This is a genomic window from Salinicoccus jeotgali (assembly GCF_055379195.1).
The window spans coordinates 1,036,764-1,049,863 of record NZ_AP043830.1; the positions used below are offsets into that span (position 1 = coordinate 1,036,764).

11 protein-coding genes are annotated in these 13,100 nt (G+C 40.9%); 10 read left to right on the plus strand and 1 reads right to left on the minus strand.

Features of this window, described 5'->3' with window-relative positions; all coding sequences use genetic code 11:
- Positions 1-248: 248 nt before the first annotated feature.
- Together ACZ43I_RS05205 and ACZ43I_RS05210 are read left to right on the plus strand one after the other, a co-directional pair.
- Positions 249-1,001, plus strand: a complete 753-nt coding sequence (locus tag ACZ43I_RS05205) for a class I SAM-dependent methyltransferase (RefSeq protein ID WP_344700912.1) — start codon at positions 249-251, stop codon at positions 999-1,001.
- Between the two features lie 162 nt (positions 1,002-1,163).
- Positions 1,164-2,261, plus strand: a complete 1,098-nt coding sequence (locus ACZ43I_RS05210; RefSeq protein ID WP_344700911.1) for a glycerol dehydrogenase — start codon at positions 1,164-1,166, stop codon at positions 2,259-2,261.
- Positions 2,262-2,365: 104 nt separating this feature from the next.
- Here ACZ43I_RS05210 and ACZ43I_RS05215 read toward each other — a convergent pair whose 3' ends face one another.
- Positions 2,366-3,052 carry a TVP38/TMEM64 family protein gene (locus tag ACZ43I_RS05215; protein ID WP_344700910.1) on the minus strand — a complete coding sequence of 229 codons (687 nt, stop codon included), beginning with the start codon at positions 3,050-3,052 and terminating at the stop codon, positions 2,366-2,368.
- Positions 3,053-3,627: 575 nt separating this feature from the next.
- Between ACZ43I_RS05215 and ACZ43I_RS05220 the strand changes: the two genes are divergently transcribed.
- From ACZ43I_RS05220 to ACZ43I_RS05255, 8 genes are all read left to right on the plus strand, one after another.
- Complete coding sequence (locus tag ACZ43I_RS05220) at positions 3,628-4,284, plus strand: hypothetical protein (RefSeq protein WP_344700909.1); 657 nt, start codon at positions 3,628-3,630, stop codon at positions 4,282-4,284.
- A gap of 193 nt (positions 4,285-4,477) precedes the next feature.
- Positions 4,478-5,689, plus strand: a complete 1,212-nt coding sequence (locus ACZ43I_RS05225; protein ID WP_344700908.1) for a hypothetical protein — start codon at positions 4,478-4,480, stop codon at positions 5,687-5,689.
- A gap of 993 nt (positions 5,690-6,682) precedes the next feature.
- A complete protein-coding gene (locus ACZ43I_RS05230; protein WP_344700907.1) occupies positions 6,683-7,876 on the plus strand; it encodes an erythromycin esterase family protein in 1,194 nt (397 codons plus the stop codon).
- A gap of 119 nt (positions 7,877-7,995) precedes the next feature.
- A complete protein-coding gene (mqo, locus tag ACZ43I_RS05235) occupies positions 7,996-9,480 on the plus strand; it encodes a malate dehydrogenase (quinone) (RefSeq protein ID WP_344700906.1) in 1,485 nt (494 codons plus the stop codon).
- A 402-nt stretch (positions 9,481-9,882) separates the two neighbouring features.
- Positions 9,883-10,698, plus strand: a complete 816-nt coding sequence (locus tag ACZ43I_RS05240) for a ZIP family metal transporter (protein WP_344700905.1) — start codon at positions 9,883-9,885, stop codon at positions 10,696-10,698.
- Positions 10,699-11,108: 410 nt separating this feature from the next.
- Complete coding sequence (locus ACZ43I_RS05245; protein WP_344700904.1) at positions 11,109-11,606, plus strand: hypothetical protein; 498 nt, start codon at positions 11,109-11,111, stop codon at positions 11,604-11,606.
- Between the two features lie 16 nt (positions 11,607-11,622).
- Complete coding sequence (locus ACZ43I_RS05250; RefSeq protein WP_344700903.1) at positions 11,623-12,510, plus strand: prenyltransferase; 888 nt, start codon at positions 11,623-11,625, stop codon at positions 12,508-12,510.
- Between the two features lie 33 nt (positions 12,511-12,543).
- A complete protein-coding gene (locus ACZ43I_RS05255) occupies positions 12,544-12,870 on the plus strand; it encodes a cupin domain-containing protein (RefSeq protein ID WP_344700902.1) in 327 nt (108 codons plus the stop codon).
- Positions 12,871-13,100 lie beyond the last annotated feature (230 nt).

Sequence of the window (13,100 nt, forward strand, 5' to 3'; positions counted from 1 at the left end):
ATGCTTATATAAGGCGCCTTGCTTATACAAATGATTCATGGAGCTGTGAAACACCCATATTAACCATGAATATCTCCATTCTATGTTATTCTTAATATTCAGTCAAATGAATTGAAATTTACCTCATTTAATTTTGAAAATGTATCTGAGACTGATTATATATGAATATCTGCTAGTCAAAAGATGATATGATGAACAGTAAATTTACACTTGAAGTGCTGGTTAAAAAAATACAAGGAGTAGAGATTATGAAAACAAATTGGGCAGAAACCTACTATAGAAAACAATTTGAATTAATGACATCCAAGTCCGCCTACCCGCCCAGTTACTTCTTTGAAGAAGAGGTTCCAGTATTGCTCGAACAAGTAGGGAGGCCTTTTACAACGGTCTTGGAGTTGGGAGCAGGACGCGGTGATATAGCAAATATACTGGCGCGCCGCGATAGAGAAATAGTAACCGTAGAATTGGTGGAGGAAATTTGTGATTATGCGAAAAAACATGCTCATCAAAATGTTCAAGTGCTGTGTGGCGACTTCAATACAATAAAGTTACAACAAGATTTCGATCTGATTTTGTACCTTGATGGATTTGGTGTCGGCAATGACTACGATCAGTCATTTTTGCTGCAACGGATCTTCAATTGGCTGAGTGATGATGGGTACGCACTAATAGATATCTACCAGCCTCTATACTGGCAAAAAATCGCTGGACAGGAAATGTACCCGTTTGGTATAGGAAACATTATTCGAAAGTATGATTATGACGAAACCGGAAATAGAATGACCGATACTTGGTGGGAAAAAGGCAAAGAGAAAGAAGCGATCACACAATCCCTTGCTTGCTATTCACCCGAGCAGATTTATACGCTCTGCAAAAAGGCAGGATTACAGATTATAGCCTATTATCCTTCAGGAGCAATGGATTTTGAGACAGGCGCATTTCAAAAAATCGCATCGTTGGATGAGTGCCTGTCCTATCGGATCAAATTAAAGAAGAAATAAGGTGGAAAGAACTTTCCGTACAGCAATCTGAAGCTCACTTTTTATGGTCAATATCTGGTAGAAGGACTGTCCACCATATTTTGACAGACTATGGCAGAGGCATAATTTTTTGCTTAAAGGGTAAAGTCACTAATAGATGTTCAACTATTGGGAGGTTATAAAATGGCAAGAATGATATTTCAATCACCAGGCAAATATGTCCAGGGAGCGGGCGTGTTAAAGGAGCTGGGTGAGGAAACCCGTAAACTGGCCAAAAGCCCACTGATTATAGCCGATGATATGGTTTGGTCGATCACCAGCGAAACAATTATAAAAAGCTTTAAAGATACCGATATAGATTTTGACTACGAAGCCTTTAATGGCGAAGCCTCGGAAAAAGAGATTGATAGGTTGAGTGAAGCGGCTGAAAATAAGGGCTCTGATGCAGTGGTTGGGGTAGGCGGCGGTAAGACGCTGGATACTGCAAAAGCAATAGCTGACAGTCTGGAAGCGCCAGTCATAATTGTTCCGACAACAGCTTCAACTGATGCGCCGTCAAGCTCGCTTTCTGTAATTTACTCAGAATCCGGTGAATTTACAGGTTATAAGTTTTATGATAAAAACCCTGATCTGATCATCATCGATTCGCAAGTAGTCGTAAATGCTCCGATAAAACTTTTTGCTTCAGGAATGAGTGATGCCATGGCGACTCTGGTAGAAGCAAGAGCAGCCCTAAAAAGCCATGGTGAGAACATGGTAGGGGGACAACCTACCTTGGCTTCGATTGCCATTGCGGAAAAGTGTGAGGAAACATTGTTCAAATATGGTGATTCTGCGTACCGAGCTGCATCCAAAGGTTTGGTGACACCTCACGTCGAAGCGGTTATAGAAGCGAATACACTGCTTTCAGGACTTGGTTTTGAAAACGGCGGATTGGCTGCAGCCCATGCCATCCACAATGGTTTCACTTCTCTTTCAGGAGAAATCCACAATCTCTCGCACGGGGAGAAGGTAACTTATGGCACTCTTGTACAATTAGTCCTTGAGAATGCTTCAGATAAAACATTGCATAGATATATCGATTTTTACAAGAGTATAGGCATGCCTACTACCCTAAAAGAAATGCATCTGGAAAATACCAGTTTCGAAGATCTTGTTAAAGTTGGAGAGCTTGCGACAGATCCTGGAGATACGTTTTCTAACTTGAACGATAAAATCACTCCTGAAGAAATCGCTAATGCAATCCTTGCGGTGAATGAAATAAGCACATCCAATGAATAACTGAAACAATTAATCCCGATTAATGCACATGTTACAAAAATGTGCATTGATCGGGATTTTTCAACTGGCACCAAAATATAAAGCTAATCCTATTCTTCTATCGATTATGCATCCTTTCGATCAGGGGCTGTGTTCCGCCAGTATTTATAAGAAATCCAGGTCGACACCAACACCGCAACCCAAGCAATGACCAATACTGTGCCGTGGAAAATTGATGGGTTTGATGCAAATGCTCCCAACGCAACTAGAGAAATTTGACCGGGTATGGAAGCAACAAAGGTGGCGGACACGAATGCATATTGTTTCACACCTAAAGCACCAGCTCCATAATTTATTGGCCAGTAGGGCAATGCAGGCATTAACCTTACAGTGCACATTGCCCAGAATCCTGCATTGCTTAGGTAATTTTGTACGATGGTACTGTGGCGGCCTAAAAGACGGAAAACGATGCGCTGGCCTAAAGCACGAGCTAACCAGTAACCGATCCAGGAACCGAGCATCACGCCGGAGAAGGAAAGTAGTGTTCCTTCTATCAAGCCATACAGGGACCCTGCCACCAGGGCTGGCACCGTTACGGGAATAGGTGTGATGGCTATTGCGGAAGTGATTCCGAGAAACACTAGCCAGCCGGCCCAACCATAGTCAAGTATGGTTTCACGCAACGCTTCTGGTGAGGGCAGTTCCATATTGAAGCTCACCCAAAGCAGTGATGCACCCAATACAACTAGAACAATCAGAGATCCTACTGAACGGAGGGAAAATAAACTAGTATTTTCATTTTCTGCAGTCATGATTTTCCTCCTGTCATTTCGACGTTGAATCGTAATTTTTTTCTATCGGAAGTACGGTGGGTACTTCCGGGTTCTTCGATAATACTTGTAAACTTCATTTTAATTTCTCCTTGATTCTATTTCGTGTATCCTCTGACGGTTACTTTATTTAAAGTCCCGACTATAGCATTAAAATTGCCTGGTTGGTCTCCTGAATAAACGGATGTTCACTGAAATAACAGCAATACAGTACACTTTCCGTTAAACGTACATTATACATTAACTCGCCTCGTCGTTGTTATCTATTGTGATTATACGAAAAATTATATTTAGTTATTTCTCTAAAGAGAGGAACTTGATATTCGAAATGGATGAACATTTCTGGCTGGGCGTATCAAGATGCAAAATGCCATAATCCTTGATCCTCCCTTCTTTATAATTTTCCTATCGCATCATTAATGACTGAAAATACATACAATTGAATTAATTATAAATGTAAGTTATCCTTAAATTGGAAATAATCATAATCAATGAAAGGAAGTTGTTGGATTAAGAGATCAGTTTTTCTCAGTTCGACATTAGTAGCGGGGACATTGATGTTTACAGGATTAAGCGGTACAGCACAAGCAGAAGAGGAAGCCGGTGCCAAAACGGTCTGGGGGGAAGTACTGCCTGCTGAAACCGATCCGGATGGAGATGGCTGGGCGAACACGGATTTTGATCCGACTTGGATGTCCCAGGAATCTCAGGACAAAATTAATGAGTTGGCCTATAAGAAGGACTTTGGAGAATTGTCTCAAGTAGAATTTAATGAAGCTGTGGCAGCACTTTTCCAAAAAGAACAGCAAATGCAGGCCGAACAATCCAATATGGATGGTCAGGAACAAGACATGGATTCAAGTCAAAATATGGACGGCATGCAGGAGGACCTTGCCAATCTCGCCATGTATTCACCGCAGACACTGAATGAAGCGCCATTGCAGGAAACCCCTTATCATCATAATTTCAACTATGATGGTTACGAATTTGATTTCTCTTACGACGGCATGTATTGGGAGTGGGTATATGGCACGAACAAGAATTTCACAGCGTATGAATTAATTGATCTGGCACATAATAACCCCGAGCAATTGAATGAAACCCCAGTGCTCAATGGCACTTATGATTTTCATTTAACTGATCAGATGGGTGAATATGTATATCATTTCTCTTCAGACGGATCAGAATGGACTTGGTCATACGAGAGAAAATAGTGTGAGTTTTTAGGTGTAAGACAGAAAATGCTGCAGGTTATACAACCTGCAGCATTTTTATGGTCATCGAGATAGAATGGGCCTGACTGCTTTACTCTCCAAAAAAATTAAGAGACTGAGGCTGATATATTACGGGTAGAAAGATAATAAGTGGTTGAAAAAATCGAATGAATTCAATATAAGGAGCGTTTTGATGCGATTAGTTTTATTTTCAATTTTATCGTTACTCATACTTTCAAGCTGCCAATCAGACGCAGCATCCGATGATGAGGCTGATAGTACAAAAACCGGTACAGAAGAGGCGTCAGTGCAGGATTCTGGGGACAATGCCGATACCAACGCTTCAGAGAACGAAAAAAACAATGAAGAGCCGGATGCTGGTGCTTCGTCAGAAGAACCAACTGAAGAAAGCAAGAATAATAGAAATGAGTCAACAACAGAAAGTTCCGACGGCCAAACAGATGAGAGTAATAATAAGCAGAATGCAACTGCATTCGACATCCACTCCAACTCAGTGCAGCAGACATTATTTGATCCGGACGGTGTAAAGACGGAAAACCTGACATTTTCACAAGATGTCATTACTGAAGGGATGTCCCGTGCAGAAGTAGAGGCACGATACGGGTCTTATGATCTGATTTACCCAGGGCATGGTGGACCTGTAGTCATATATGGCAATCTGGGCGTCAATTATTCAGACCCCGGTCCATTTATAAATGAAGATGAACAGACAGAAGAAACGGCGAATCCAGAAGAGAATACTGTAACCAATGTAATGTATTATGCCGGATTGCCGTATGAAAAAGTGGTCGATGCATTAGGCACACCGGATGTCGATGTGTATGAAACAGAAGGCGGACCTGTGAGCGGCCAGCAATTGATGAAATATGAAATAGAAGACAAGGAAGATTCCACAGTCATCGGTACTTTTTGGCTGCATGATAATGAAGCCGGCGAGAAGATCGTTGATATAATGACGATGGATGATGTGCCTGATGATGTTGAACAGGTTGCCGACCCAGACTCCGAAGAGACAGGCGAATTGAGTGAGGAAGAGAAAAGAATCACTCATTTTATAGAAGGGTATATTGAAGAGTTGATGGCCTACTACAATGGTAATGCAGAAGACATTATGACCTTCACTCGCGAAAACTCCCCTAATTTTGAAAAAATCTCTGCCAATAAAGATTCAGGAAATTATCGGAACCATGAAACTTACGGTATAAATGTTAAAGATGTTACTCAATCGGATGGGAATACCTATGAAGTAACGACCACCAGAAAATATTCACATGCAACCTCCAACGGAAAACGATTAACAGAAGTAGAATATAGTATCGTTGAAACACCACAAGGATTTATGATTTTCGATTACCAAGAAGTCAATAATGAACCTGTTGATTAAATATATTTATATTTTACCAAAGTAAATAATTAAGCAGTCGCGAAAAAGGCCAATTTTACCGCGACTGCTTTTATGTTTTTCATTCGTCAAAATAAGCTAGACAGTTCATTGCCTCTTATGAAAACCAATATTCTTCTAAACATATCCAATAATTCAATGATTTACTAAGTATGTTGATGGCTTCTGGGAACTTACAAATCAAGCTATTTATTCTTACCTTTGATCAGCCGTCATACCTGATATGATATAAATAAATAAAAAGAAGATGCCGAATGCGATTGCTAAAAAGAGAGATACGACTGGAATAATATTGCTTTCTGTTTTTTTTAGAAGACTCCATACAGAGAAAATGAAGGATAACACTAATAATATAATAATTATTGATATTTCTATAGTTGTATTTAATCCAATAAGGGTTCCCCTTAACATAATAACCATAAAGAGAATGATGGAAAGGAGTATACTATATAATGAGGCTTCACCCATCCAAGACAACCTTTTCATATAGATTCTATATCTCCCTTCAATATCAGTATTCCAAATTTCTTCACTTTAATCACACTGATTTTAAAACTAATGTACATAGTCATCAAAAATTATATTACAACAATATTTTCTCTTTCAAAACATTATTAAGACAAACCTTCAAATTCAATAAAAGCCAAATAAAATAGTATATGAATGGTTATCAAACGTTCCTGTATTAAGTGTTTTTTGCAGATTATGATCAACATTGAATTATATTTTTCGTAATTTCCTATCTACGCTGAAACTTTATATGCAATTAAATAAAATGTTTAAATGTTTAAAATATTTGTTACACTTACATTATACCAAATAATTACATATATCGAAATCGCCATGACTTTATAATATGATTTCAATATCGATAACTGGTAAAGCTGGCAACTTCATCTCAGTCCATAGGTGACGTACTTATTCTCGTAAATATACTGATTTTAAAGATCATAATTATAGAGGAGCGATCATCAAATGAGTTTTAAAGACTATATATTAATAGGCCTCTCTTTTTTACTTACGGTCCTGTTATCCGGATGTGAAGGAGAATCTGAACCCCCTAAAGAGTACTATAAGTTAGACGACGACATTGAAGCGATCGGAGATATACTCGGAGAACAGGATATTGTCATCCTCGGTGAAAGTACGCATTGGTCATCAGAAATCGCGAAACAAAAAACTGATCTTATCGATTACTTGGCTGAAGAGCATGGTTTCAATAAGTTATTTTTGGAAACAGGCGACTCAGAATTTAATTACTATCAAGAGAGTGGTTTGTCAGTGATAGATGGAGTAGTGACTCAGTACCAACACGAGTCATTTGAAAAGTACTTGGATGGGACAGTTGATAATGTCGAAGTACTGCCTATGGATTGGTCCCCCTATATTGCAGGCTATAGTGCCAGTTCTGTTTCCCTCTTGGAAGAAAATATTGTGGAGGAAATTTCTGAACATGACCTAGATCTTGCCGAAGAATTTAAGCGGTCGGAATTCGCCTTACGATATTGGTTTTCTAAAGGGGTATTCCAAGGAGAAAAAGTAGGGCGTTTGGAGCAGCCTACCAATGTATATGAGAATATTAAAACCCAAACCTTCTTTAGTGAATTAACTTCAGCGGCACAAAATTATATCATATCAAGACAGGAAAACATTGAAAAGTACTACTCAAATATTACCTTTAAGAATGGGATGGCAGAGTATAACGATTATCGTGAAATTGGAATGTCTGAGAAAGTGTTGGAGCAAATGGACCGTAATGACAAAGCAATTGTTTGGGTTGCGAATCTGCATTCGAATTATGATGTGACCTCTATAGAGTATCTCAGTGAAACGTTTGTAGAGCAAAATGAAGATGAGCGCGTGGAATCTTTTGGTGCGTTGTTACGAGAAAGTAAGTATAGTGTATATAATGTAGGATTATTTTATAATGCATCCGACGATTATGAATTCTATCCTACGGATTATGTTACACCGAGAAAAGAGAAGGATAGTATATTAGAGGGGTATATCGGTAACCGCCTTCAGGAAGATGTTTTCATCGATTTTGCTACGAGCGATTTTATCGAAAAAAATCAATATACAGCTTATTGGGTCGGATATCACGATTATAAAATGATACCCCAGGAACAGTTTGATGGATTGATATACATGGATCATATAAAGAAATAGAGGATGGATATAAAATGGAATATTCATCAATATACTTATATCCAAAATAGGGTGCATTATGAATCAGTAAAATTACAGTGTTAAAAGGCGACATTTTTAATAAGAAAGGCGGTCATTAAGTGGATAATTCAAAATCAAAGAGTGTCATCCTGATCGGCGCAGGTGTATTGAGCGGCACATTCGGTTCATTTTTAAAGAATATAGAACCGGACTGGGATATCAAAGTTTTCGAAAAGTTGGATCAGCCGGCGATGGAGAGTTCGAATGAAAAAAATAATGCTGGAACAGGTCACGCAGCATTGTGTGAACTGAACTATACAGTCGAACAGGAAGATGGCTCGATAGATATCGAGAAGGCAAAAGAGATAAATGAACAATTTGAAGTCTCTAAGCAATTTTGGGCACATCTAGTTAAAAATAATGAAATACAAAATCCACGGGAGTTTATACATCCATTGCCTCATATAAGTTTTGTCCAAGGCACGGATAATATGAAATTTTTAAGAAAACGGTATGAAGCATTGTCTCCGCTGCCGATGTTCGAAGGTATGGAGTATTCAGAGGATTTCAATGTATTGAAGAAATGGATGCCTCTGATGATGGAAGGACGTCCATCCGATCAGCCTGTCGCGGCAAGTAAAATTAATTCGGGCACCGATGTCAATTTTGGTGAACTGACCAGAAAATTAATGAAAAACATCAGTGAACATGACAATGCACAAGTTCATTATAATCATGAGGTGCTTGATTTCGAGAGAAGAAGAGACGGCAAGTGGGGCGTCAAAGTGCGTAACCTTGAGAATGATACAGTCGATTATCACGTGGCGGATCATATCTTTATCGGGGCCGGTGGCAATGCAATACCGCTGCTCCAGAAAACAAAAATTCCTGAGAGCAGAAATCTTGGTGGATTCCCTATAAGCGGCGCATTTCTAGTCTGCAGCAATCCTGAGGCAGTCAAAAAGCATAACGCCAAAGTTTATGGGAAAGAGCCACCGAACACGCCGCCTATGACTGTTCCGCATCTGGATAGGCGCTATATCCAGGGGGAGGAAAGCTTGTTGTTCGGTCCTTTTGCGGCGATTGGACCCAAATTCCTTAAAAACGGCTCCAATTCAGATCTCTTCAAATCCATCAACCCGAGTAATGTAGTGACGATGCTTTCGGCAGGCATCAAGAATATGCCTCTGGTCAAATATTCCATTGAGCAGGTCATGATGGATAAGGAGGACCGGATGAAAGAATTGAGGAAATTCGTTCCCGATGCAAAAGATGAAGATTGGGATCTGCTAGTAGCCGGCAAGCGTGTACAAGTGATCAAAGATACTGAAGAATACGGGAGAGGCTTTATTCAATTCGGGACTGAAGTCGTGCATTCCAAAGATAATTCGGTCATTGCTCTGCTGGGTGAATCACCGGGCGCTTCTATATCTGTATCTGTCGTGTTGGAAGTCCTGGAGAAAAATTTCCCACAGCATAAAAGGAAATGGGCGTCCAAAATAAAGGAAATGATTCCTTCATATGGACACTCTTTGATAGAAGACAGTGAATTGTTGAAGGAAATCAGAGAATCAAGCTCCCGAGAACTTGGCCTGGAACAGTAATATACTTTCGCGAGACATTTATAAGCCTATTAAAATATGTATTCTGAAGGCCAACGTATGACTTACGCCATACGTTGGCCTTTTTCGTATATATGGATTTAAAATATCCGGTCAAGAGGACAATGACAAAATTATTTACAATTTATTTCTTGTATTGCATAATAATTTAGAGTAACCTAAAAATCATATTCATGCTCATGAAATGAGTATAATACGATTGTCAACAAATCGGATGGGGATTCTTTATCCTCTGTTGATGGTTAAGATCTGTCGGGCAATCGTAATTTACTAAAGGGATGTTACCCTATTGGATGAGTTTAAGGCGTAACGAATAATGGTTATAGGAGAGATAGGAGATTAACTAGATATTTTAAATATTTATACAAGGAGGATTCATGCAGCATGTTTGATTATTTTCTGGGATTGAACCCAATTTTACAAGCAACTATTGCCACACTCTTTACATGGGGCATGACCGCCCTTGGTGCAGCACTTGTTTTTGCAACGAAAGGTTTTAACCAGCGATTCATGGACAGTATGCTCGGGTTTGCCGGAGGGGTCATGATTGCTGCGAGTTTCTGGTCTTTACTGGCACCGGCGTTGGAAAAGGCTGAAGGCGGTGCTTTACCGGTTTGGGCGCCAGTCGCAATCGGCTTTTTAGCTGGTGGTGGTTTCCTCTGGCTGGCCGATAAGCTTCTCCCACACCTTCATCCGGGATTGGCCATGGAGTCGGCAGAAGGTATTAATCCCGATCGAAAAAGACGCAGCACGCTTCTTGTCCTAGCCATAACATTGCATAATATTCCAGAGGGACTGGCTGTCGGGGTTGCATTCGGAGCTGTTGCCGCTGACTTGCCATCTGCCTCACTCGGAGGCGCCATAGCGCTGGCAATTGGTATCGGTATTCAAAACTTCCCTGAAGGTTTGGCCGTATCGATGCCGCTCCGGCGTGAAGGGATGTCCAGAAGGAAAAGTTTCGCCTACGGACAAGCATCCGGCATCGTTGAACCCATCGCCGGGATTACGGGGGCGCTTGCAGTCATCGTCATGCAGCCTCTGCTGCCCTATGCATTGGCTTTTGCTGCAGGCGCGATGATTTTCGTTGTCGCTGAAGAAGTCATCCCTGGCTCCCAGGAAAATGGAAATACTGATCTTGCCTCCATGAGCCTTATGATCGGGTTCACCATTATGATGATTCTCGATGTTGCACTAGGATAGACAACATTCGACTACATCAGATTAATGAGAATGTTAGTAAGTAGCCCCGTCATTTAACAAATGACGGGGCTTTTGTATTTAAGGAAAGGTTAAAATCTTCTGAATGACCTGCAGTTGAGCGGGCCCATAAATAGGTATTACTGAACATTTCATCATCTTCTCCAAATAACGAAAATCATGTACACAATTTTTTTGAAATTTAGTGCCTGTCATCAATCTATAAAGAAACATGTTTCCTCTGATGAGTCCTAGAAGCCATTTAAATATAGAAGCAGACAGAGAGATGAAAATTCTTATGGGTTTTCGTCTCTTTTCTATTTATTCGAGCGCTTGTAAACAATAAAAATTGACCGTGGTCAAGGAATTTATTCTGTAATCGACTCATAATGGAATAGAGGAGATGAAAGCCGATGAATTGGACTATCTACCAGACGCTGCTCTGGATCCATATATTTTTGGCTATAAATTGGGTAGGGGGGCTCCTTTTCGTCGGATGGGGTGTTTTTCCTTTGTTAAAAATTTTCCCCCTGCAGGATGCAAGAAGGACAATAAAGGCCATAATGAAACATAGTCATTATCTTTTCACGATGATTGGCGCTGGAGTCATCCTGACGGGGATTCTGCTCGGAACATGGCTCGGGCCTGTGAAAAGTTTCGGTATGATATGGCAGACCCATTACGGTATTGTGTGGTTTTCAGCTCTCATCATAGGCGTACTGACTTTGATTTGGGGTACTTTTATCGGTTATCCATACGCTATGCGCGTACTTTCTGAAGGTACCATTTGGGAGGCTGCGTCCACGGGAGACTACACTCCGCTGATACGTTCATTGGCAGGCCTTGTTTTCGTGGAAAGTGTCGAGGGAGCGGGCTTCATTGTTCTGCTCACGCTTATGCTCATGCTTTAGAAAGGGGATATGTATTATGGCTCATCTATTGGGATACAGGAATATGGCTTCCGACTTCAGTTACCATTCCACCTGGTTCCGCATCATCCGTCCGGTTACTTTGACGGCATCAATCATGCCGGTGACTGCCGGGACGCTGATTGGCTCACATCTTACAGGACTCAATTTTTCGCATTTCATAGTAGTACTTATCACCAGTGTACTGATACAGGCAGCAGTTAATATGCTGAATGATTATTTCGATTTCATGAAAGGCCAGGAGGAAGGAAAATGGTATGCCCACAGTCAATACACCTCGTTTTTGACACCGCATTACAGGCAGGTGCCGTATGTTTCGGCTGTGCTCGTTTTCATCGTTTCGATCCTCACACTGTGGCTTGCTGCCAATAGCAGTTTCTGGATCATTCCACTTGGCATCACCGGGCTCGTGTTAGGCTATTGCTACTCATCGGGCCGACGTTCACTCTCAAGTCTCGGACTTGGTGAAGTTGCAGCCGCCATCTCCCTGGGGCCGCTTCCCGTCATCATTGCGATGCTTGTACAAGGTGCCGGGATGGATTGGATGATGCTGATATATCCGCTCCCATTCGCATTACTGATGGCAACGATGGTATTGACCAACAATATCCGCGATATAGAGAAGGATTGGTCGACACGGAGGACCATTGCCATCAGAATCGGCAGGGAAAGAGCCATAATCTTGTTGGCTGTCCTCCTGATTCTGACTTATATCAGCAGTCTTCTGGTCTATTCATCAATGTGGGTACTCCTGTCACTCCCCGCAGCAGTTGCGCTCATACACCGCTTCTATAAATCGGAAGGCCATAATCCCATGGAACTCGCTGCCTTGCACCATGTAGCACACAGCGCAGTAATCATATCAGCCATTATACTTATGTTTTGACGAAAAGCTACGCATTCAAAGGAGATGAAGGGAATGGAGAAAAAATATATTGGATCTGCACTGAAATTCAATGAAGAACGGTTCACAAAGATAAATGTATTCAAGACAATCGACTGTACGGTATTCGTCCTGAATTTTTTGTCTGGCCAAAAGATGCCCGAGCATAAGCATCCAGGATGTGAACTATATCTGAATGTTTTGAAGGGCGAGGGGAGGTTTACTGTTGACGGAGAAGAAATTTCTGTAACGAAAGATGATGTCATCCATATTGGAGGGGATGAAATGATAGGCTTCCTGAATGACAGTGAAGCTCAAGTCTCCATTTATGTGACGATGAACAGAATTAGTCAACATCAGTAATGACCCGTTGGAAAAGGGAAGTCTGTGCCATTTTAAGGTACAGGGTTCCTTTTTGATTGTGTAGATGCACCTTATTCTTCATCATCCCCTGCCAGACCCAGTTGCTTTTCCCCATCTATTCTCCACAAGTACTTTCATGAATCATCTGAAACAACCTTAACCGATATCTTTTACATGATTCCTCATATTCTTACAGGATATTCAAAAAGAGTGCCGAAAATTGATCTGCG